Source organism: Aciditerrimonas ferrireducens (assembly GCF_023130475.1).
Lineage (GTDB): Bacteria > Actinomycetota > Acidimicrobiia > Acidimicrobiales > UBA8190 > Aciditerrimonas > Aciditerrimonas ferrireducens.
Map to the genome: position 1 here is coordinate 33,352 of NZ_JAKHEX010000013.1, position 20,318 is coordinate 53,669.

21 protein-coding genes and 2 tRNA genes are annotated in these 20,318 nt (G+C 75.0%); 9 read left to right on the plus strand and 14 right to left on the minus strand.

From position 1 onward, the window contains the following. The first annotated feature begins 121 nt into the window (after positions 1–121). A tRNA-Gly gene (locus tag Acit_RS08470) sits at positions 122–192 on the plus strand. A 77-nt stretch (positions 193–269) separates the two neighbouring features. Here Acit_RS08470 and Acit_RS08475 read toward each other — a convergent pair. Beyond that, entirely contained in the window at positions 270–503 is a 234-nt protein-coding gene (locus Acit_RS08475) for a DUF6457 domain-containing protein (RefSeq protein ID WP_248108053.1), read from the minus strand. Positions 504–617: 114 nt separating this feature from the next. Between Acit_RS08475 and Acit_RS08480 the strand changes: the two genes are divergently transcribed. Next, on the plus strand, positions 618–1,124 hold the full coding sequence (locus tag Acit_RS08480) for a MogA/MoaB family molybdenum cofactor biosynthesis protein (RefSeq protein ID WP_248108054.1): 507 nt from the start codon (positions 618–620) through the stop codon (positions 1,122–1,124). 50 nt (positions 1,125–1,174) lie between these two features. Here the strand turns inward: Acit_RS08480 and Acit_RS08485 are convergent, their stop codons facing one another. From Acit_RS08485 to Acit_RS08515, 7 genes are all read right to left on the minus strand, one after another. Further along, positions 1,175–1,417 (minus strand): MoaD/ThiS family protein, encoded by a 243-nt coding sequence (locus Acit_RS08485; RefSeq protein WP_248108056.1) that lies wholly within the window; start codon positions 1,415–1,417, stop codon positions 1,175–1,177. A 10-nt stretch (positions 1,418–1,427) separates the two neighbouring features. Beyond that, positions 1,428–2,489: a GTP 3',8-cyclase MoaA gene (gene moaA, locus Acit_RS08490; RefSeq protein WP_248108058.1), complete on the minus strand. Its 1,062-nt coding sequence runs from the start codon at positions 2,487–2,489 to the stop codon at positions 1,428–1,430. Continuing rightward, positions 2,486–3,787, minus strand: coding sequence for a molybdopterin molybdotransferase MoeA (locus Acit_RS08495; RefSeq protein ID WP_248108060.1), 1,302 nt, complete (start codon positions 3,785–3,787; stop codon positions 2,486–2,488). The genes moaA and Acit_RS08495 overlap by 4 nt, the downstream gene beginning before the upstream one ends. After that, positions 3,787–4,404 carry a molybdenum cofactor biosynthesis protein MoaE gene (locus Acit_RS08500; RefSeq protein ID WP_248108062.1) on the minus strand — a complete coding sequence of 206 codons (618 nt, stop codon included), beginning with the start codon at positions 4,402–4,404 and terminating at the stop codon, positions 3,787–3,789. The genes Acit_RS08495 and Acit_RS08500 overlap by 1 nt, the downstream gene beginning before the upstream one ends. Positions 4,405–4,413: 9 nt before the next feature. Then, complete coding sequence (gene mobA, locus Acit_RS08505) at positions 4,414–5,127, minus strand: molybdenum cofactor guanylyltransferase (protein ID WP_248108064.1); 714 nt, start codon at positions 5,125–5,127, stop codon at positions 4,414–4,416. Positions 5,128–5,177: 50 nt separating this feature from the next. Continuing rightward, a complete protein-coding gene (locus Acit_RS13635) occupies positions 5,178–5,600 on the minus strand; it encodes a hypothetical protein (RefSeq protein ID WP_248108066.1) in 423 nt (140 codons plus the stop codon). A gap of 144 nt (positions 5,601–5,744) precedes the next feature. Continuing rightward, complete coding sequence (locus Acit_RS08515) at positions 5,745–8,117, minus strand: [protein-PII] uridylyltransferase (RefSeq protein ID WP_248108068.1); 2,373 nt, start codon at positions 8,115–8,117, stop codon at positions 5,745–5,747. 76 nt (positions 8,118–8,193) lie between these two features. On the opposite strand from Acit_RS08515, the gene Acit_RS08520 reads away from it, so the two are divergent. The 5 genes from Acit_RS08520 (at position 8,194) to Acit_RS14060 (ending at position 11,807) form a co-directional block, all read left to right on the plus strand. Next, positions 8,194–9,804 carry an FAD-binding oxidoreductase gene (locus tag Acit_RS08520; RefSeq protein ID WP_248108070.1) on the plus strand — a complete coding sequence of 537 codons (1,611 nt, stop codon included), beginning with the start codon at positions 8,194–8,196 and terminating at the stop codon, positions 9,802–9,804. Between the two features lie 100 nt (positions 9,805–9,904). Next, positions 9,905–9,976, plus strand: a tRNA-Cys gene (locus Acit_RS08525). A 156-nt stretch (positions 9,977–10,132) separates the two neighbouring features. Next, positions 10,133–10,576, plus strand: coding sequence for a hypothetical protein (locus Acit_RS08530; protein WP_248108072.1), 444 nt, complete (start codon positions 10,133–10,135; stop codon positions 10,574–10,576). Then, positions 10,576–11,607 (plus strand): histone deacetylase family protein, encoded by a 1,032-nt coding sequence (locus tag Acit_RS08535; RefSeq protein WP_248108074.1) that lies wholly within the window; start codon positions 10,576–10,578, stop codon positions 11,605–11,607. The genes Acit_RS08530 and Acit_RS08535 overlap by 1 nt, the downstream gene beginning before the upstream one ends. A 5-nt stretch (positions 11,608–11,612) precedes the next feature. Continuing rightward, positions 11,613–11,807, plus strand: a complete 195-nt coding sequence (locus Acit_RS14060) for a DUF8730 family Cys-rich protein (protein WP_512700037.1) — start codon at positions 11,613–11,615, stop codon at positions 11,805–11,807. Here Acit_RS14060 and Acit_RS08540 read toward each other — a convergent pair. Next, positions 11,804–12,490 (minus strand): GntR family transcriptional regulator, encoded by a 687-nt coding sequence (locus tag Acit_RS08540; protein WP_248108076.1) that lies wholly within the window; start codon positions 12,488–12,490, stop codon positions 11,804–11,806. The genes Acit_RS14060 and Acit_RS08540 overlap by 4 nt on opposite strands. After that, positions 12,487–13,068 (minus strand): VOC family protein, encoded by a 582-nt coding sequence (locus tag Acit_RS08545; protein WP_248108078.1) that lies wholly within the window; start codon positions 13,066–13,068, stop codon positions 12,487–12,489. The genes Acit_RS08540 and Acit_RS08545 overlap by 4 nt, the downstream gene beginning before the upstream one ends. 98 nt (positions 13,069–13,166) lie before the next feature. On the opposite strand from Acit_RS08545, the gene Acit_RS08550 reads away from it, so the two are divergent. After that, complete coding sequence (locus tag Acit_RS08550) at positions 13,167–15,353, plus strand: alpha-ketoacid dehydrogenase subunit alpha/beta (RefSeq protein ID WP_248108080.1); 2,187 nt, start codon at positions 13,167–13,169, stop codon at positions 15,351–15,353. After that, on the plus strand, positions 15,346–16,623 hold the full coding sequence (locus Acit_RS08560) for a dihydrolipoamide acetyltransferase family protein (protein ID WP_312710352.1): 1,278 nt from the start codon (positions 15,346–15,348) through the stop codon (positions 16,621–16,623). The genes Acit_RS08550 and Acit_RS08560 overlap by 8 nt, the downstream gene beginning before the upstream one ends. A 66-nt stretch (positions 16,624–16,689) precedes the next feature. On the opposite strand, the gene Acit_RS08565 is transcribed toward Acit_RS08560, so the two are convergent. The 4 genes from Acit_RS08565 to Acit_RS08580 all read right to left on the minus strand — a co-directional run bounded on the left by Acit_RS08565 (position 16,690) and on the right by Acit_RS08580 (position 20,290). Then, a complete protein-coding gene (locus Acit_RS08565) occupies positions 16,690–17,130 on the minus strand; it encodes a universal stress protein (RefSeq protein ID WP_248108082.1) in 441 nt (146 codons plus the stop codon). 136 nt (positions 17,131–17,266) lie between these two features. After that, positions 17,267–18,121 carry an ATP-binding cassette domain-containing protein gene (locus tag Acit_RS08570; protein ID WP_248108083.1) on the minus strand — a complete coding sequence of 285 codons (855 nt, stop codon included), beginning with the start codon at positions 18,119–18,121 and terminating at the stop codon, positions 17,267–17,269. 2 nt (positions 18,122–18,123) lie between these two features. Further along, the gene (locus Acit_RS08575) at positions 18,124–19,185 is read right to left on the minus strand and encodes an ABC transporter permease (protein ID WP_248108085.1); all 1,062 of its coding nucleotides are present in this window, start codon (positions 19,183–19,185) and stop codon (positions 18,124–18,126) included. A gap of 49 nt (positions 19,186–19,234) precedes the next feature. Continuing rightward, a complete protein-coding gene (locus Acit_RS08580) occupies positions 19,235–20,290 on the minus strand; it encodes a substrate-binding domain-containing protein (RefSeq protein ID WP_248108087.1) in 1,056 nt (351 codons plus the stop codon). Positions 20,291–20,318: the final 28 nt, after the last annotated feature.

Consider the following 20,318-nt stretch of genomic DNA (forward strand, 5'->3'; position numbering starts at 1 on the left):
CCCGAAGCGGCCACCTTGCCTCCCAAGGCGCCGGCCCTGGGTCCTTCCGCCGCCCTGGCTAGACTCGGCGAGCTCCCGGGCGAAGATCCTCGGTCGGGAAGCCAGGCCCCTCGGGGCCGTTGCGGGCGTAGCTCAATGGCAGAGCTCCAGCCTTCCAAGCTGGTGATGCGGGTTCGATTCCCGTCGCCCGCTCGCAGCGCGCGTGGCCCGCTGGCTGCGCTCGGAGCGGATCAGGCGCAGGCGGCTCGACGGGTCAAGGCCGTCCGGGCTCAACCTTCCTGCCCGAGCTCCTCGGCCAGCTGCTTGGCCCGGGCCAGGGCCTCGGCAGCATCCAGGCCGGCGGCGGCGGCCAGCCAGCAGCTCACCGGGGCGGCCGTCCGCTCGGCGGCGTGGGCCGCCACCCCGGCCAGGGCCAGGATCTGGTCGACCAGCTCAGGACTCGGGGGTGCCACCCCCAGGGCTTGGGCGAAGCGCTCGGCCCACTGGGCAGTCGTCGTGCTCATCGCCGGCAGGCTACCGGTGCGCCTCGCTACGCTCCCCTCGGCGCCCAGGTGGTGCGAGCAGCGGATGCTGGCTGTCGCCGGTGTCGGGACGGCAAGACAGGGAGGGGCGAGGCGGTGGCCTGGTCAGCGAAGGTCCTGACGGTGTCGGACAGCGTGGCCGCCGGACGGGTGCCCGACGGCGGCGGCCAGGCCGTCGCCGAGGCCATCGAGGCCGCCGGGGGGCAGGTGGTCGAGCGGGCGGTGAGCGCGGACGGCCGGTCGGAGGTTGCGGCGGCGCTCCGCCGCCTGGCCGAGGGGTTCTGCGGCCTCGTGGTCACCACGGGCGGGACCGGCTTCGGACCTCGGGACCTGACCCCCGAGGCCACCCTCGACGTCGTCGATCGGCGGGCGCCGGGCCTCGCCGAGGCGGCCAGGGCGGCGAGCCCGAAGGGCCGACTGTCCCGGGGGGAGGCCGGCACGATCGGCCGGGCCCTCGTCCTCAACCTGCCGGGGTCCCCGGCCGGCGCGGTCGAGCAGCTCCGGGCAGTGCTCGACGTGGTCCCCCACGCCCTGGCCCTCCTGGCCGGCGAGCAGCCCCATCCGCACCAGGCCCACCAAGGCCATCGGCCCCCTGGGGCCTGAGGACGGCGCTGGCCCGGACCAGCCCGGGGCCCGGCAGCCGAACCGGGTGCTCAGCCCCCCGAGACCGGGGGGAGGACCGCCAGCTCGTCGCCGGAGGCCAGGGGGGTGGCCCGGTCGGCCGGCTCCCCGTTGCGCCAGAGGGCCGAGCGCTCGAGGACAGCGGCCAAGTTCGGGCCGCAGCGGGCCAGGACCTCCTCGAGGGCCCGGGCGACATCGTCGGCGTCGACGCTGAGGCTCCGACAGCCGGCGGCCTCGGCGGCGGGGCCGAAGAACCGGACAGTGACGACCGCCATGGGCTCCGCCTCAGCCGCCGATCATGGACATCGAGCGCTGGGGACGCAGGAAGCCGGGATCGTCCATGCCGTGGCCGGCCCGCTTGGCCCCGACCGCGGCCCGCAGGACCTGGGCGATGGCCTCGTCGCTGGCCCCGTCGCGCAAAAGCTCGCGGACGCTGCGCTCGTCGTCGGAGAACAGGCAGTTCCGGATGGCCCCGTCGGCCGTCAGGCGGAGCCGGTCGCAGCGGCCGCAGAAGGGCCGGGTCACCGAGGCCACCACGCCGATCTCCCCCCGTCCCCCGTCCCGGAAGCGGTAGCGCTCGGCGGGGGCCGACGGGTCGGCGTCGGGGACCGGTTCGAGGGGCCAGACGGCGTCGATCTCGGCCAGGACCCGCTCGGCCGGCACGACCTGCTCCCGGGCCCAGCGCCCCTCGGCGTCGAGGGGCATGAACTCGATGAACCGCACCACCCGGCCGGTCCGCCGGGCGAAGGCGGCGAAGTCGACGATCTCGTCGTCGTTCACCCCGGCGAGCAGCACGACGTTGACCTTGAGCGGGTGCAGACCGGCCGCCTCGGCGGCGTCCATCGCCGCCAGCACCGTGGGCAGGTCGCCGCGCCGACGGATGGCAGCAAAGCGCTCGGGCCGCAGGGAGTCGCAGCTGACGTTCACCCGCTGTAGGCCGGCTTCGGCGAGCGGCTCGGCCAGCGCCGCCAGCCGGGTCCCGTTCGTGGTGAGGGCCAGGTCCTCGAAGCCCACGGCAGCCAACTGGGCGACCAGGGTCGGGACGTCCCGCCGCACCAATGGCTCCCCGCCGGTGATCCGCACCGAGCGGACCCCGAGGGCCTTGGCGACCCGTGCCACCCTCGTGATCTCCTCGTAGGTCAACAGCTCCTCTCGAGGCCGGAAGGCCACCCCCTCCTCGGGCATGCAGTAGACGCAGCGGAAGTTGCAGCGGTCGGTCACCGAGATCCGCAGGTCCCGGTGGACCCGCCCGAAACGGTCGACGAGAGCCTCGCCCTCGGGGAGCGGTTCCTCGGGTGCGCCGCGTCGGCGCAGGAGCCGGACCGGCACCCCGGTGGCGCCGCTCATCGCCGAGGACCCCCGCCGCTCCCGGCAGACGCCAGGTCCGCCACTCCGAGCGACTCGGTGAGCCCGGGGCCCGGCAGGTCGTCCGCCTCCACCAGCAGCACCGACACCGGCGCCCCCGCGGGCAGGCCCGTCCCGTCGGGCACGACGGCCAGGCCCTGGGCGGCGGCCATGCCGTGGAGCTGGTGCGACGCCTGGCCGCCGGCCGAGCGGACGCCCAGGGTGCCGTCCTCCCGGATCCGGCACGCCACCCGCAGGAAGTGGACCTTCCCGTCGGGTCGACGGGGCAGGGGCTCCTCGGTCACCCCGGCCAGGACCGGCCGGTCCACCCGGGCGTGGCCGGCCAGCCGGCGCAGCGCCGGGCGGACGAAGAGCTCGTAGGAGACCAGGCTGGACACCGGGTTGCCGGGCAGGCCGAAGAGGGGGATCCGGCGCGAGCCCAGCCGCCCGAAGCCGAAGGGCTTGGCCGGCTTGATCGCCACCTGCATCCAGGCCATCTCGCCCCCGCTCACCTCGTCGAGCACCAGCCGGACGACGTCACGGTCCCCGACGCTGACCCCGCCGCTGGTCACGAGGGCGTCGCAACGCTCGGCCGCCTCCCGCAGCGCCCGGGCCACGACCGCCTCGTCGTCCCGCAGGATGCCCAGGTCGAGGGTGGCGAAGCCGTCAGCGGCCAGCCGCGCCAGGAGCGCGGGCCGGTTCGAGTCCCGGATCCGCCCGACGGCCAAGGGCCCGGGGTCCTCGCTCAGCTCGTCCCCCGTCGACCAGACCCCGACGAGGGGCCGGCGGACCACCTCGACCTCCCGGACCCCGATGCTGGCCAGCACGCCGAGGGACGCCGGGTTGAGCACCTCGCCGGCCCGGAGCACCACCTGGCCCGCCCGCAGGTCGTCACCCGGCCAGCGCACGTGCTCCCCGGGCGGGACGGCCTGGGCGATCCGGACCCGGTCCGGGCCGGCGGGCTCGGTCAGCTCGACCATGCAGACGGCGTCGGCCCCCGCCGGCAGCGGCGCGCCGGTCATGATCCGCACCGCGCCGCCCGGGGTGACCGGGACGTTCGGGGCCTGGCCGGCCAGGACGGTGCCGAGGACCTCGAGGACCACCGGGGCCTCTGTCGTGTCCTCGGCCCGCAGCGCGTAGCCGTCCATGGCCGAGTTCGGGAACGAGGGCACGTCGCTCGGGGCGACCACCTCGGCGCCGAGGACCCGACCCCGGGCGTCTGCGAGGGGCAGGCGTTCGGTCGGTAGGGGTTCGAGCGGACCGAGGACCCGCTCGCGGGCTTCCGCCAGCGGCAGCAGCATCAGTGACCCCTTCCCGACCGGGCCTCCGCCCCGATCCCGGCCTGGTCCCTCGACACCGTGCCCGCCCGCTCGTGCCGCGCACCGTCGGTGTGGTGCGGGTCGTCGGCGTGGTGCGGACCGTGGTCGTGAGCCGGCCACCGAGGCGGGCTGGGGACCGCGTCTGGCGTGGTCAGCTCCTCGGCACACGAGCCCCAGTCGACGCCGCCGGCCCAGGACTCCCGCTTCCAGATCGGGACGGTCCGCTTGATCGCGTCGATGAGGAACCGCCCGGCGACGAAGGCCTCGGGTCGATGCGGCGCCGTGGCCACCACGAGGACCGAGGCCTCGCCGACCGCCAGCGGCCCGATCCGGTGCTGCAGGACCAGTCGGCCGAGTTCAGGCCACCGCCGACGGGCCTCGGTCGCGACCGCCCATAGGGCCGGCTCGACCTGCTCCTCGTAGGCCTCGTAGGCCACTTCCGTGACCCCGGGCCGCCCCTCGGCGTGGTCCCGGACGGTCCCCATGAACAGCACCAGGCCCCCGCAGCTCGGCGTCACGGCCCAGCTCGCCGCCTCGCCCGGGGCGAGGGGGTCCCTGGTGCAGCGCACCCAGGTGTCCCCAGCCGGCGGATCGACCACGCAGCGATGCTACCGCCGGGGGTTCCCGAACCGCACCGTGTCGGCCGGCGCCGCCGGCCGGTCCAGGCCACGGGCACCCGACGACCCCGTGCCCCCCGACCCGACTTCCACGGAACCGGCCTCCACTGGCCCGGGTCCCAGGGGGCCGAGGCCGGCGAGGTCTTCGGGCCGGTCGGCGTCGACCAGCTCGACCCGCTTCTCCTCGGGCCAGTCGTCCACCGGCACCAGGGTCGTCTCCGGATCCCTGAGCAGGGGCCGCAGGGACCGCTCGCCGGCGGCCAGGGCCAGGGCAGCCCGGGCGAGCGCCGACCCCGACCAGCGGGCGCAGAGCGGCTGGGGCCGACCCCCGAGGACCGGCACCACCGACCCGGAGCCGGGCCGTTCGAGCAGCCATCGGACGGTCCGGGTGCTCAGCCGGGGCAGGTCGCAGGCCGCGACCACCACGGGCCCCTCGACGCCGATCGCTGCCAGCCAGGACCAGCCGGCGACCAAGCCGGCGAGCGGACCGGCACCGGGCGGCTCCTCCCGAGCCACCGGCAGCCAGGGCACGGCCCCCGGGCCGACCTCCACCACGGGACCGCCGACGGCCGCCAGGGCCCGGGCCACCCGCCACGCCAGGGGAACCCCACCGACAAGAAGCGTGGCCTTGTCGACACCCATGCGGCGGCTGGTCCCGCCGGTCAGCAGCACTGCTCCCCGACCAGCGGTCGGCGCACCCGTCACGAACCCGTCCTGCCCCGACCGGCTTCCCGCACCCCGGGGCCGCGGGCCGATCAGGCCGGCTGCTGGGGCAGCGCCGAGGAAGGACTGGTCGAGGAACCGTCCTGCCCCATCGGGGGGATGCCGGCGGGCAGGCCCGGCCGCACCAGCTCCGGGTAGCTGCGCGCGTCGAAGGCGGCGATGAACTGGCGGACGGCGCTCGGCAGGGGCACCACCACCGACCGACGCCACCAGCCGCTGCGTTCCACCAGGACTTCGCTCTTGCAGACCTTGACGCCCCGCACCCGTGGATCGGCACTGACGACCGCACCGAGGTAGACCGCAACGGCACATTCCCGGGAATTGGCGGGGACGCCCCGCACGCCGGCTGCGGCCAGCGAAGCCGCCACCTCCCCGGGCGTGGCGCCCAGGGAATGCAGCAGCGCTGCCGTCTGCTGCCGGACGACCGTCCGTTCGCTGCTCCGTCTCACGGGCACCTCCCGTTTGCTTGCGCTCGGGTGGCCCCACCTGGCACGACCAGCCGGCCTGCCGGCACCTGCCCCGGATGGGGCGCCCCTCCCGCTTCCATTCTCCCACCCCTCACCGCCCCGGTGGCAAGGGGAATTTCGCCGAGCCCACCCTCAGGGGGTCTGAAGAGCGTCGACCAGGGCGGACCGGAGGGCCGCCTGGCGAGAGGGCAGGCGGATGGGCTGGCCGCTGGCCCGCTCGACGACGTAGAAGACGTCCACCGCTTCGGCCCCGAGCGTCTGGGCCCGGGCGGCCACGACGTCGAGGCCGAGCTCGGCGAGGGCTCGGGTGAGGTGCCAGAGCAGGCCCGGGCGGTCGGCGGTGCGGACCTCAACCACGGTGGCCGACGCCGACGCCCCGGGCTCCAGCTCGACCGAGGTGACCGGGGGGTAGGCCTGGGCCGGTCGTCGACCGGGCCCGTAGGTCCGGGCCCGCTCCGCCAGCCGTTCGGCCAGGGGGAGCCGGCCCCGTCGGGCGGCCTCGACCTCGTCGGCCAGCCGGTCCCACGACGGCCACCGGCCGAGGACCGGTTCGCAGACGAAGCGCTCGAGGGCGACGCCGTCCACGGCGCTGACGTCCGCCGAGCGGACGTCGAGCCCTTGCAGGCTGAGGACCCCGGTGACCGCAGCCAGGAGGCCCGGCTGGTCGGGGGCGGCCACCACGACGACCGGCGGCTCGGCGTGGAGCACCGCCCGGCCGAGGTCTCGGGCCCGGGCGGCCAGCCGGCGTTCCTCGGGCGTCGGCTGCCGACCGACGGGCCGGTCGCTCGGGGGCTCGCCCCGGAGGACCGCGGCGGTGGCGGCCACCAGGTCCCGGACCAGCCCGGCCTTCCACGGGGTCCAGGCGGCCGGCCCGGTGGCCCGGCCGTCGGCCTCGGCCAGGCAGGCCAGCGCTTCGAGGGTCTCGCGGTCCTCGACCTGGGCCGCCACGTGGGCGACGGTGGCCGGGTCACCGAGGTCCCGACGGGTGGCGACGTCGGGCAGCAGCAGGTGGAGCCGCACCAGCCGGCCGAGCCGTTCCTGGTCCTCCGGGGGGAGACCCATGCGTTCCCCCATGGCCCGGGCCAGCTCGGCGCCCACCTCGACGTGGTCGCCGGGGTAGCCCTTGCCGATGTCGTGCAGCAGGCACCCGAGCAGGACCAGGTCCGGCCGAGCGGTGCGCTCGGCCCGGGCGGCCGCCCGGGCGGCGGTCTCGAGGAGGTGTCGGTCGACGGTGTAGCGGTGGTAGGCGTTGCGCTGCGGCTTGTTCGCCACCGCCCGCCATTCGGGGAGCAGGTGGCGCAGCAGGCCGTAGCGCTCGAGGGCCTCGAGGGCGTCGACCGCGGGCGCCCCGGCGGCCAGGACACGGACGAGGCTCTGGCGGAGGGTCGCGGGCCAGGGGACCGGAACGCGCCGCGGGGCGGCTGCGAGGCGGGCCAGGGAGGCCCGCTGGATCGGCAGGCGCCGCTCGGCGGCCACCGCCCCCAGGCGCAGGGCCAGGCTCGGGTCGGCCAGGTCGGCCTGGTCGGGGTCGAGGGCCACCTCCCGCCCTGCCGGCCGCTCGGCCCAGGTGACCGGGAGGATGGCCACCCCCGGCTCCACCCGCTCGGGGCTCGGGCCGCCCCGCCGGGCCGACCAGCGCCGCCGGGGGGCGCCCGAGGCGGCCAGGACCCGCTGCCAGAGCTGCTGACCCTCGACGGCGATGGTCCGGCCGGCTTCGGCCACCTGAGCCATGAGGGCGTCGGCGTCGCGCAGGCCGAGGGCGGCCGCCACGTCGTCCTGGGCCTGGAGGACCAGCCGGTCACGACTGGCCGGGTGCCGACGGTGCAGCTCGGCCCGCACCCCCAGGAGCTGGCGCCGACTGGCCCCGAGCGCGGCGAGGTCCACCACGTCGGCCACCTCCGGCCGCCCCTGGCCGAGCGCCAGGAGCACCTCGGCGTCCCGGAGCCCGCCGCTCGCCTCCTTGAGGTCCGGCTCCAAGAGGAACGCCAGGTCCCCGAGCCGCTCGCGCCGCTCGGCGGCCTGGTCGGCCAGCAGCGGGGCGAGGCGGGCGCTACTGGCCGCCCACTGGGCCCGGGCCTGCTCGCCGACCCGCGCGGCAAGGACCGGGTCCCCGGCCACCAGTCGGAGGTCCAGGAGGCCGAGCTGGACCCGCAGGTCCTCTCGGGCGACGGCCAGAGCCTCCGCAGGCCGGCGGACCGCGTGGTCCAGGCGGGCCCCGGCGTCCCAGATCGGGTACCAGAGGGCCTCGGCCACCGCCTCGACCCCGTTCCAGCCGTCGTGGAGGAGCAGCAGGTCGAGGTCGCTGCCCAGGCAGAGCTCCCGGCGGCCGTAGCTCCCCAGGGCACAGAGGGCGAGACCCGGCCGTCCCGCCCCCCTTGGGCCGACAGCCGCCTCGAAGAGCCCAGTCAGCCACTGGTCGACCAGGTCGGTCAGGGCACCGAGCAGCCCGTCCCCGACGACGGCCTCCTGGTCGGCCACCCGCTGGCCCAGCGCCGCCCAGGACACCGGGCGGGACCGTAGCACCGCGGCCCGAGCACCCGTCCTCTCGACTGGCGGGTCAACGACGTGTCACGATCCGGCCATGCCGGAACGGTCGTGGTGGGGCTGGGGCACCGACACCGGGGCGCTGTCGGACGAGGAGGTCGAGGGGATCGCCGAGGTCCTCCGCCGACGCTTCGGCGTCGAGGCCCGCCGCCGCCGGCCACCGGCGGTCAGCCAGCTGGACCTGCCGGCTCCCCGGGTGAGTCCGCCCCGGTCCCTGGCGGAGATCGCCAGCATGAGCGCCCAGGACCGTGCCGGGCACGCCATGGGCAAGGCGTTCCGGGACGTCGTCCGGGCCCTCCGGGGCCAGCTCGACCACCCCCCCGACGCCGTCCTGCGGCCCCGCACCGAAGCCGAGGTGGCCGCCGTGCTCGACTGGTGCAGCTCGGCCGGGATCGCCGCCGTCCCCTACGGCGGTGGCAGCAGCGTGGTCGGGGGGGTGGAGCCCGACGTCGGCGAGGACTACGCCGGGGCGGTCTCGGTCGACCTCGGGGCCCTCGACCAGGTCCTGGAGATCGACGAGGTCTCCCAAGCGGCCCGGGTCCAGGCCGGGGTCCTCGGGCCGAGCCTGGAGGCCCAGCTGCGGCCGGCGGGCCTGACCCTCCGGCACTTCCCCCAGTCCTTCGAGTTCTCCACCCTTGGCGGCTGGGTGGCCACCCGGGCGGGGGGCCACTTCGCCACCGGGCCGACCCACATCGACGACCTGGTCGAAGCCCTCCGGGTCGTGACCCCGGCCGGCACCCTCGAGACCCGCCGCCTGCCGGGCTCGGGGGCCGGGCCCTCCCCCGACCGGCTCTTCCTCGGCTCCGAGGGGAGCCTCGGGGTCATCACCGAGGCCTGGGTCCGCCTCCGGCCCCGGCCCCGCTTCCGGGCCGGGGGTTCTTGCCGGTTCCCGGACTTCCTCGCTGGCGCCCAAGCGGTCCGGGCCCTCGCCCAGTCCGGCCTCATGCCAGCCAACTGCCGCCTGGTCGACCCGGCCGAGGCCCAGGTGAACGGCATCGGGGACGGCCACGAGGCGGTACTCCTGGTCGGCTTCGAGTCGGCCGACCACCCGGTCACCGCCTGGGCCGCCCGGGCCGAGGAGCTGGTCCGGGACCACGGCGGGGTCCCCGAGGGCAGCTGGACCGGCGGGGAAGCCACGGCCGAGGCGGCACCAGGGCGACCCGACGCGAGCGCCGCCTGGCGGGACGCCTTCCTCCGGGCTCCCTACGTCCGGGACGTCCTCGTCCAGCTGGGCATGGTCTGCGAGACCTTCGAGACTGCGGTGACCTGGGACCGCTTCGAGCACCTCCACGCCACGGTCACCGAGGCCGTCCGGGGAGCCCTCGAGGAGGTCGGGGCCGGCACCGGGGTCCTCACCTGCCGCTTCACCCACGTCTACCCCGACGGGCCCGCCCCCTACTTCACTCTCGTGGCCCCCGGCCGGGAGGGTGCCGAGCTCGAGCAGTGGGACACCGTGAAGGCCGCCGCCCAGGAGGCCGTCCTCGCCGCCGGCGGCACCGTCACCCACCACCACGCCGTCGGCCGGGTCCACCGCCCGTGGTACGACCGGCAGCGCCCCGCCCTCTTCGGTGCCGCCCTCCAGGCGGCCAAGGCCACCCTGGACCCCGCGTGGGTCTGCAACCCCGGGGTCCTCGTCGACAAGCCCTGAGCCAGGTCCCTGGGTCGACAGGTCCCTGGGCCGCGAGCACCCCGGCCCGCCCCCGCCCCTGACCGGGCCCCTCGGCCGCCTTGGCTAGGCTCGCCCCCACGGCGGCGTGGCCGAGTGGTTCAGGCAGGGGCCTGCAAAGCCCTTCACCCGGGTTCGATTCCCGGCGCCGCCTCGCAGCGGGGCGCGCGAGGCCGGCCGGGCCGCCCGACGACGAGCAGGGACGGGGGTAGGGATGGCGGCGTGGAGGCCAGGAGCGGCGAAGGGTCGAGGCCCGAACCGAGCGAGCCGGGCCGCCGGCTCCAGGGCTGCCTCTGCAGGGGCCGCGCTGGTGGCCACCTGGCGCTGCGCCGCCCGGCCCGCCGCCCTCGGCCTGGCCGCCAGCCGGGGCCTCCTGGGGCTGGTGGCCCTGGTGCGCCCGAGCGTGTCGGCCCGGCTCTGGGTGCGGGACGAGGACGCGGCCTCCCCGGGGGGGCGGGTCCTGGCCCGGGCCCTCGGGGGACGGGACCTGGCCCTGGCCCTGGGGTGCCTCCTGAGCGCCCGAGCCGGTGAGCCGATCCGCGGCTGGGTGGAGGCCGGCGCCCTGGCCGACAGCGGCGACCTCCTGGCCACGGTGGCGGCCTGGCGGTCCCTGCCCCCGGCGCGGCGCCGAGCCGTGGCCCTCCTGGCCAGTGGGGCCGCCGTGCTCGGCTGGGCCGCCGCACCGCTGGTCGACCGCGGCACGGCCCCCTCCCGAGCGGCTCGTCGTCCCTGGGACCGGCTCCGCCGGACCTGATGCTGGCCTTCGTGACCACCGCCCGGGTGCCCCACGACACGGGACCCTGGCACCCCGAGCGGCCGGCCCGCCTGGCCGCTGTGCAGGACGGCCTGGTGGAAGCGGCCCTGGCCGACGCCGTGGTGCCCGTGAACCCCCGGCCGGCCAGCCCCGAGGAGCTCCAAGCGGTCCACGACGCCGCCTACCTGGCCCGTCTGGCCCGCGTGAGCGCCGAGGGCGGCGGGGCCCTGGACCCTGACACGGTGGTCGGCCCGCGGTCCTACGAGGCTGCGGTATTGGGAGCCGGCGGGGCCCTGGCCCTCGTCGAGGCCCTCGAGGCCGGCCGGGCCGAGGTCGGCCTGCTGGCCGCTCGCCCCCCCGGACACCACGCCACCGCGGACCAGGCGATGGGCTTCTGCCTGATCAACCACGTGGCGGTGGTGGCGGCCCACCTGCGCCGGCGGGGTGAGCGGGTGGCGGTGGTCGACTGGGACGTCCACCACGGCAACGGCACCCAGGCCATCTTCTGGGACGACCCGGGGGTCCTCTACTGCTCGACCCACCAGGACCCCCTCTACCCCGGCAGCGGCGGGCTGGCCGAGACCGGCGGGCCCCACGCCCCGGGGGCCACCGTCAACGTGCCCCTGCCCCCCGGGGCGACCGGCGACGTGGTCCTTCGGGCCTTCGACGAGGTCATCGGTCCCGCGGTCGCCGAGTTCGGGCCCACCTGGGTGCTCGTCTCGGCGGGCTTCGACGCCCATCGGGCCGACCCGCTGGCGGACCTGCAGCTGAGCGCCGGGGACTTCGCCGAGCTGGGTCGCCGGGTCCGGGAGCTCGCCCCCCGGCCGGGCCGTCTGCTGTTCGTCCTGGAGGGCGGGTACGACCTCGACGCCCTCCGGCTCTCGATCGGGGCCACCCTGGCCAGCGCCCTCGGCGAGCCCTACCGCCCCGAGCGGCCCACCAGCGGCGGGCCCGGCGCCGAGGCGGTGCGAGCCGCTGCCGCTCGGCACGCCGAGCTGGCCAGCGAGCGCCGTCCCCGCCTGATACCCTGATGGGTATGTGCAGAGCGGTGACGTGCAAGCGGTGCGGCCGGCCCACCTGGGCGGGCTGCGGCCGTCATGTGGAGCAGGTCCTCGGTCACGTGCCCCCCTCGAAGCGTTGCCAGTGCGACGCGAAGGGCGGGAGCGCCTCGTCGGCCGGCGCGGCCAGGCCCGGCCTGCTGGCCCGGCTGCGGGGGGCCAGGAGCCACTAGCTCCGCGGCACCCCCCGGTCGAAGACCTCGGGGTGGCGGGCCAGCTCGCACCTGGTCCGCCGGATGTGCCCCTCGAGGAGCCGACCGGCGTCCACCGGGTCCCGGCGCCGGAGGGCGTCGAGGAGCAGGTCGTGCTCGGCGTTCACCACCCAGTGCCGCCGGGGGCCGCTCAGGGTCATGTAGAGGCGCCGGTAGTGCTGGGTGGCGTTCCAGAGCCGCAGCACGGTGCCGGCCAAGGGCTCGGTGGTGCACCCGGCGTAGACGGCCAGGTGGAGCTCCCGGTCCAGGCGCAAGAACGCCTCGACCCCCGGCCAGGTCCGGATCCGCTCCTGGAGCTCCCCGAGTCGGTCCAGGTCCGCCGGCGAGAGGTTGGGCAGGCTGACCTCGAGGGCCAAGGGTTCGAGACGCTCCCGCATGCGGTAGAGCAGGTCGACCTCCGCCGGGCTCCGCCAGGGCACCCAGGCCCCCCGGTTGGCCTCGGTCTCCACCAGGCCCTCGGCCGCCAGGGTCCGCAAGGCCTCCCGGACCGGGACCCGACTGGTCCCGAGCAGGGCCGCCAGCTCCTCCTGGCGCAGCCGGCTCCCCGGCGGGAGGCGCCCGTCGAGGATCGCCTCGCGCAGCTCGGCCACCACCCGGTCGCTGGCGACGCCGACCGCCAGCTCGGCCGCCCCGTCCCCGCTCACCCCGAGGCCGTCCCACCCCCAGCGGCCAGGTGGGCCGCCCAGGCCGCGGCCGTGCCGCCGACCCGGTCGAAGGCCTTGCCGCCCGGGTAGGAGACCAGTTCGAACTGCATCCCCCAGGGAGCCCGGAAGTAGACCCAGCGCTGGCCCTCGCTCGGCCCGCTGCTCCTGGTCGGCTCCCCCATCACCTCGACCCCTCGCTCCTGGAGCCAGGCCACCGCCTGGTCCATGTCCTCCACGTAAAGGGCCACGTGGTGCCCGCCCACGTCGCTGTTCCGGGGCGGCTCCTGTCGCTGATCCGGCGCAGCGTACTGGAACACCTCGAAGATGACCTGGCCACCCAGCCGGAAGAAGTGCAGGCGCTCCATCCGAGCCCCGGGATCGACCCCCAGGTGCTCGACCATCCAGGCCCCGTCCCGCTCGAAGGGCCCGAGCGAGTAGAGGTACTCGCAGCCCAACACCTCCTCCAGCCAGGCCCGCGCCGCCTCGAGGTCCGGCACCGTGAACCCCACGTGGTCCAGCCGCACCAGGCCCGGCACGCCCCGGGCCCCCGCCGGCCCCGTCGCTCCACTCCCCGTCATGGATCCATTCTATGCCCAACATCGGCACAGTCCCAGGAGGATCTGCGAACTTGCCTTGACATTGGATCCAATCGTGACAGACTGGCGGCGGAGGAACGATGCCGACACGTCATGCCCTGCAGCTGGCCGTCCCCTGGGAGCGGGTGGAGGCCACCGAGGAGGACTGGGAGACCGCCGAACCGGGCCTGCTCGGCACCATGTGGACCCAGCTGGTCCTCGTCCGGCACTTCGAGGAGCTGGTCCTGCGCCTGGCCGCCGAGGGCCTGGTGCACGGACCGGCCCACTCGAGCATCGGCCAGGAGGGGGGTGCGGTCGGTTCGGTCCTGGCCCTGGCCCCCGGCGACACCGTGACCGGGTCCCACCGGGGCCATCACCAGTTCCTGGCCAAGGCCCTGGCCCACGTCGCCCCCGGGGGCCTGGACCCCGTGGCCCCCTTCCCCGACGAGATCCGGCGCGTGCTGCTGCGGACCCTGGCCGAGATCTGCGGCCTGCGGCGGGGCTGGGGCGGCGGGCGGGGCGGGTCGATGCACCTGCGCTGGTGGGAGGCCGGCGCCCTGGGCACGAACGCCATCGTGGGCGGCGGGGTGCCCATGGCCGCCGGGTCGGCCTTCTGCCACCGGCGGGCCGGCACCGGCGCGGTCACGGTGACCTACCTGGGGGACGGCGCCATGAACATCGGGGCCACCCTCGAGACCCTGAACCTGGCGGCCGCCTGGCACCTGCCGCTGTGCTTCTTCGTGGAGAACAACCGCTACGCCGTGGCCACCACCATCGAGGAGGCCACCGGGGAGCCCCGGCTCTCGGCCCGGGGACCGGGCTTCGGGGCGCGGAGCCTGCAGGTGGACGGCATGGACCCCCTTGCCACCTACCTCGCCATGCGCTCGGCCCTCGAGCACCTGCGCGCCGGGGACGGCCCGGTGCTCCTCGAGGCCGAGACCTACCGCTACTACCACCAGAACGGTCCCTTCCCGGGCAGCGCCTTCCGCTACCGCAGCCGGGAGGAGGAGGACGCCTGGCGGGCCCGGGACCCCCTGGGCACGCTCGCGGCGCGGATGGTGGCCCGGGGCCCGTGGTCCGAGGACGACCTGGGCGGCACCCGGGCACGAGCCGAGGCCCTGCTCCAGGAGGTGGCCGAGGAACTCTTCGAGCCCGACCCGTCGGGGCGGCCCGGGACCCGTCGACCCCGGCCGAGCGAGCTGCCCGACCCGGCCACCGTCGACCAGGGCATCCGCTCGGACCTCTCGGAGCTGGCCGACGCGCCCCTCGCACCGCCCGAGGGGCCGCCAGGGCCCCGCCAGACCCTGCGGTTCGTCGACGCCATCGCCGAGGTCCTCCGCCGCCGCATGGCCGAGGATCCCCGGGTGCTCGTGCTCGGCGAGGACGTCCACCGCCTGGGCGGGGGGACCAACGGGGCGACCAAGGGGCTGGCCGAGGCCTTCCCGGACCGGGTCCTTGGCACCCCGATCAGCGAGAACGCCTTCTGCGGCCTGGCCGGCGGCATGGCCCTCGACGGCCGGGCCCGGCCCGTCGTCGAGCTCATGTACGCCGACTTCCTCTGGGTGGCGGCGGACCAGCTCTTCAACCAGATCGGCAAGGTCCGCCACATGTTCGGCGGGGACCGGGGGGTGCCGCTGGTGCTGCGGGCCAAGGTGGCCATGGGCACGGGCTACGGCTCCCAGCACTCCATGGACCCCGCGGGCATCTTCGCCACCTCGGCCGGGTGGCGCATCGTGGCCCCCTCCACCCCCCTGGACTACGTGGGCCTCATGAACACCGCCCTGCGCCTGGAGGACCCGGTCCTGGTCCTCGAGCACGTCGACCTCTACCCCCGTCAGGACGAGGCGCCGGTCGAGGACTGGGACTTCTGCCTGCCGCTCGGCGCGGCTGCCGTCAGGCGGCGCGGCCAGGCGGTCACGGTGCTCGGCTACCTGCAGATGACCCACGAGGTCCTCCAGGCGGTCGAGTCGACCGGGGTGGACGCCGAGGTCATCGACCTGCGCTGGCTGGACCGGGCCAGCCTGGACTGGGCCACGATCGAGGCCAGCGTGCAGCGGACCAACCGGGTGCTGATCTGCGAGCAGGGGCCCCTCGGCCCGTCCTGGGGCGCCTGGGTGGCCGACGAGCTCCAGCGCCGCTGCTTCGACTGGCTGGACGCCCCGATCGCCCGGGTGACCGGTACGGTCTCCTCCCCCACCATCTCCGAGGTCCTCGAGCGGGCGGCCATCGCCCGGGCCGAGGAGGTGGCCCGGGCCCTCGTGGCCCTCACGGGAGGTGCTCGTGCCTGAGCTGCTCCGCATGCCCGAGGTGGCCGCCGGCACGGGCTCGGCCCGCCTGGCCCAGTGGCTGGTCGAGGAGGGCAGCCAGGTGCCCGCCGGTCAACCCTTGGCCCTGGTCGAGACCGACAAGGCCAGCGTCGACCTCGACGCTTCTGGGCCGGTCCGGGTCGTGCGCCGCCTGGCCGAGGCCGGCCAGGACCTGGAGGTCGGCGCGCCCCTGGCCCTCCTGGCCGCCTGGGACGAGCCCCTCGAGAACCCCGAGGCCGCCCTGGTGGCATTCGGGCTGGCGACCGTCGGGCCGTCGGCAGCGGCCCCCGGGGAAGCGAACCCCGCAGCGGCGACCCCCAGAACGGGACAGCCCCCGGCGCCCTCCGAACCAGGCCCGGTCAGCGCCGGTCGCCGATTCGCCAGCCCCCTCGCCAGGCGGCTGGCCGCCCGGGCCGGCATCCCCCTCGAGGCCATCGAGGGCACCGGACCCGGAGGGCGGGTGGTGCGCGCCGACGTCGAGCGGGCGATCGCCACCCGAACGGCCCCCGTCCCGGCGGCTCCGGTCCCGCCGGCTCCGGCCACCGTGCCCGCGCCGGCGTCGTCGGCGGAAGAAGCCGTCCAGCGGATCCCCCACAGCCGCCTTCGCCTGGCCATCGCCAGTCGCCTGAGCGCCGCCAAGGCCGAGGTCCCCCACTTCTACCTCCGCCGCACGCTCCGGGCGGAGGCCCTCGAGGCGTTCCGGGCCGACCTGCGGTCCGCCGGCGTCGAGGTCAGCCTGACCGTCCTGCTCGTGAAGGCCGTGGCCCTGGCCCATCGGCGGGTCCCTGCCCTGCACGTCCGCTGGACCCCCGACGCGCTCGAGGTCCCCGACCGGGTCGACGTGGGCGTGGCGGTGGCCGTCGAGGGCGGTCTGGTGGCCCCGGTGCTACGCGACGTGGACCGGCGCTCCCTCGGCCAGCTGGGGCGAGACCTGGCCGACCTCGCCGAGCGGGCTCGAGCCGGTCAGCTCCGACAGGCCGAACTGGAAGGGGGCACTATCACGGTCTCGAACCTCGGCATGTTCGGCACCGAGGAGTTCGCCGCCGTCCTGAACCCGCCCCAGGCGGCCATCCTGGCGGTCGGGGCGGTCCTGGACGCCCCCGTCGTCGACCCGGACGGCGCGCTGCGGGCTGGCCGGGTCCTCCACTGCACCTTGTCCGTGGACCACCGGGTCGTCGACGGGGCCGACGCCGCTCGCTGGATGGCCGCCCTGGGCGCGGTGCTGGAGCGGCCCCTGGCCCTTGCTGGCTGAGCCGAACCGGCGCCGTCGGGCAGCGATCGAGCTGAGCTGGCGACCCCCGGACCGGTTCCCGGGTCGTCAGTCGCTGTCGGTCTTCGCCACCAGGACGTGGCAAGGGGCGTGATGGGCCACGGTCGCCGGCACCGAGCCGAGGACCCGGCGGGCCCCGGTCATGCCCCGGTTGCCGACCACGATGCAGTCCGCGCCGACGGCCTCGGCAACCTTCAGGATCCCCTCGGCTGCCGAACCGCTCTCGACGTGGCAGCGAACCTCGAGACCGCTCAGCTCCTTCGCCAGGGCCTCGAGGGCTTCGAGGGCCGCTGCCTTCCGCAGCGCCGTGCTGCCGGTGGGATCGGCCACCGCCACCGACGCCCCGACCACCCCGATGGCGTCCCGCTCGGGCACCACGGTCACGAGCTCCAACGCCGCCCCGAACCGGCGGGCCACCTCGGCCGCCAGATCGACCGCCCGACGGGCCCGCTCCGAGCCGTCGGTCCCCACGACCACCCTGTCGAACATCGGCCCACCCCCTCCCGGTCCGCTGCCGCCCCCCGAGGCCGGCGAGCGCAGCCTACCGCGAGCCTGCACCCGCGCCCCGGTCCTTCGGCTCGGCGTCTCTCGCCCGGGGAGCTCGCTGCGGACGCCGCGCCCCGGCTCAGGCCGCGCCGCTGATCGCCAGATTGACCTGCTTGGCCAGCGCCTCGAGGTCTCCTCCGACGGCGAACTCGGCCGCGACCTCGCCATGGCGCATGACCACGACCCGGTCGCTCACCGACAACGCCTGAACCGTGTTGTGCATGATGAGCAGGATGCCGATGCCGCTCTGGCGGGCCTGGCGCACGTAGTCGAAGACCTTCTCCGTCTCCTTCACCGAAAGGGCAGCGGTCGGCTCGTCGAGCAGGAGGACCCGCTGCTGGAAGTGGACCGCCCGGCCGATGCTGAGCGCCTGGCGCTCTCCTCCCGAGAGACCCTTGACCTCTTGGTCGACCGAGGAGAGGTTCCGCAGCCCGATCTCGTGGAGGGCCTGCGCGGTCTCGGCCCGCATGCGCTTGACGTCCAGCCGCCCACGGTGCCGGAGCTCGCTTCCGAGGAAGAAATTGCGCCAGACGTTCATGGTCGGCACGAGGGCCAGGTCCTGGTAGACGGTGGCGATGCCCCGCTCCCGGGCCTGCTTCGAGTTCCGGAAGCGAACCGCCTGCCCGTCGAGGCGGATCTCTCCCGAGGTCGGGGCGAACACCCCCGAGATCATCTTCACCACCGTCGACTTCCCGGCCCCGTTGTCACCGAGCAGCGCCACCACTTCGCCGTGGCCGAGGGAGAAGCTGACGTCCCGGACCGCCACGACCTGTCCGAACCGCTTCGAGATCCGCCGCAGCTCCAGCGCCGCCGGCCCGGCCTCCGAGGGCCCCGGCACGCCCGTCTCCCGGCGATCCTCCGGCGCACTGGCCGGCGGGTTGCCGACCACCGCCGTCAGGGCACCGTCGGTCCTCTGGGTTGCGGACGATTCCATGCCTACCTCCCCGAGTTCCGCCGGAACAACGCGTGGACGAACCGCGAGGCGCCGACGGTCTTGACCTGGGCGATGACCGCACCGATGAGGACAATGCCCACGAAGAGCTCGTAGTACTGGGTCGACGCGCCCGAGAGCACCAGCCCGACGGTCAGCACGCCGAGGAAGAACGAGCCCAGGACGCCGCCGAAGATGGTGCCGACTCCGCCGAAGAGGGCGGTGCCCCCGATGACCGCTGCGGCGATGGCCTGCAGCTGGAGGCCCGAACCCGCGGTCACCTCCATCGAGCCCAGGTGGCAGAACAGCACGATGCCGGAGAACGCCGAGAGGGCGGAACAGGCCACGAACAGGACGATCTTCGTCAAACCAACCCTGACCCCGGTGCCCCGGGCGGCCTCTGGGCTCCCTCCGGCGGCGAAGACGTGGTTGCCGAACGAGGTCCGGTGCAGGATCCACGCCGCCACGGCGGCAAGCCCGATCCACCAGACCACCTCCCACCGGAAGCCCAGGCCGCCGACGTGGGCGCTGAACACCGAGAAGACGTGCGGCAGAGGCGGGAGATACGAGACGGGGGAAGCCCCGGTGATGAGGAGGATGAACCCGGCGATGGCGTAATAGGTGCCGAGGGTCGTGATGAACGACGGGATGCCGAACACCACCGTGATGATGCCGTTGATCAGCCCGATGGCACCGGCGAGCAGGAGCGTCACGATGATGGCCGGGAGGAACCCGATGTGCTTGTCGAGGCCGGCGAACGCGAGGCCGCCGACCACGAAGACCTGCCCGACCGACAGGTCGAACTCCCCGCCGATCATCAGCATCGTCACGCCGATGGCGATGAAGCCGACCTCGGAGCTGGCGTCGAGGGCCCCGCCGAGGTTCGTGGCGCTGAGGAGCTTGCCACCGCTGGTTCCGGTGAGGACGGCCAGCACCGCGACCAGGACCCCGATCACGGCGATCATCCGGCCGCTCACGTAGCTCGTGAGCGGCCGAGGGACAGACGGGAGGGGCGGCGGGCTCGCCGAGTCCTGCGCCGTGGTGGCGTTGGCCAAGTCTGCGCTCATCTCAGACCCCTCCCGTCTGTCACCTGACCGTCCGGTTCCGCCCTGGCGATCAGATCCCGGTGTTGCTCACGACCGACGGGTTGAACCAACCCTTGGCGATGTCGTTGGCCGTGTGGGTGACGAAGACCGGACCCGTGTCCATGTTGATCGGGTAGGCCTGGTAGCGCACCGCGTCGTAGAGGTCGACCAGAGCGTCGTAACCCTGCAGGAACGGCTGCTGGTCGACGGTCAGCTTCACCCAGCCGTCGATCATGTAGGTGTTGGTCACCGCGTCGTCGTCGAAGCCGACCATGGGCAACTGGGAGGGCTTGAGCCCAAGGGCCTGGGCGGCGTCGACCACTTCCTCCTCGCCTGCGCTGCCGAGGGCCACCACGAGGGTCGGCCGCGAGTGGGTCTGGAGGAACGACTTCACGATGCCAGCAGAGGTCGGCACGCTGTAGTCGAGGTTCAAGACGCTCACCTTCACCCCGAGGGGATCGACCACACTCTCCACACCCTGATACCGGGCGTTGCAGGTCGTGTTCGTGTAGCACTGGTCGGCCACCATGATCGTGTCACCGCTCGTCAGGTGGTACTGGCTGACCAGCTGCTTGCCCAGGTCCACGCCGGCGGTGTAGTTCGGCTGCCCCACATAGGCCTCGACGGGGTTGACCGAGTAATTGTTGTTCGGCGGGATGCTGTTGTAGGCGATGATCGGGATGTGCAGGCTCCGGGCCCGCTGGATGTTCGCCGAGAGGGCAGAGGCGTAGGGCACCGACACGGCGATGCCCGCAGGGTGCGAGTTGATGATGGTGGTGAGCAGCGAGTTCTCCTGGGCCTCCTCACCGGAGCACCGCAGCGGGTCCTCGATCTTGAGCGACACGCCCAGCTGCGCCGCCGCAGCCCGTGCCCCGTTGTTCACCGCACCCCAGAACGGGTTCGAGGGGCAGCTCTGATACAGCTCGTAGAACGTCCCCTTGACCGCCGAGGCAGTGGCCGACGCCGAGCTGGTCTTCGAGCTCGAACTCGAACTGCTCGAACAGGCGGCCAGTCCGAGCGCGGTCATCGCCAGCACCGCTGGCATGAGCAGCCCTCGGATTCCCTTGCGTTTCCACGTTGCGCGCATCGCCTCCCCCTCCGTGCTCCGGCCGGAT

Excerpts from the sequence above, each read along its gene's own strand:
- Acit_RS08475 (WP_248108053.1), bottom strand. The coding sequence starts at position 503 with ATGAGCACGACGACTGCCCAGTGGGCCGAGCGCTTCGCCCAAGCCCTG.
- Acit_RS08520 (WP_248108070.1), top strand. The coding sequence starts at position 8,194 with ATGCCGGAACGGTCGTGGTGGGGCTGGGGCACCGACACCGGGGCGCTG.
- Acit_RS08575 (WP_248108085.1), bottom strand. The coding sequence starts at position 19,185 with ATGAGCGCAGACTTGGCCAACGCCACCACGGCGCAGGACTCGGCGAGC.
- Acit_RS08570 (WP_248108083.1), bottom strand. The coding sequence starts at position 18,121 with ATGGAATCGTCCGCAACCCAGAGGACCGACGGTGCCCTGACGGCGGTG.
- Acit_RS08565 (WP_248108082.1), bottom strand. The coding sequence starts at position 17,130 with ATGTTCGACAGGGTGGTCGTGGGGACCGACGGCTCGGAGCGGGCCCGT.
- Acit_RS08535 (WP_248108074.1), top strand. The coding sequence starts at position 10,576 with ATGCTGGCCTTCGTGACCACCGCCCGGGTGCCCCACGACACGGGACCC.
- Acit_RS14060 (WP_512700037.1), top strand. The coding sequence starts at position 11,613 with ATGTGCAGAGCGGTGACGTGCAAGCGGTGCGGCCGGCCCACCTGGGCG.
- Acit_RS08485 (WP_248108056.1), bottom strand. The coding sequence starts at position 1,417 with ATGGCGGTCGTCACTGTCCGGTTCTTCGGCCCCGCCGCCGAGGCCGCC.
- Acit_RS08550 (WP_248108080.1), top strand. The coding sequence starts at position 13,167 with ATGCCGACACGTCATGCCCTGCAGCTGGCCGTCCCCTGGGAGCGGGTG.
- Acit_RS08545 (WP_248108078.1), bottom strand. The coding sequence starts at position 13,068 with ATGACGGGGAGTGGAGCGACGGGGCCGGCGGGGGCCCGGGGCGTGCCG.
- moaA (WP_248108058.1), bottom strand. The coding sequence starts at position 2,489 with ATGAGCGGCGCCACCGGGGTGCCGGTCCGGCTCCTGCGCCGACGCGGC.
- Acit_RS08580 (WP_248108087.1), bottom strand. The coding sequence starts at position 20,290 with ATGCGCGCAACGTGGAAACGCAAGGGAATCCGAGGGCTGCTCATGCCA.
- Acit_RS08495 (WP_248108060.1), bottom strand. The coding sequence starts at position 3,787 with ATGCTGCTGCCGCTGGCGGAAGCCCGCGAGCGGGTCCTCGGTCCGCTC.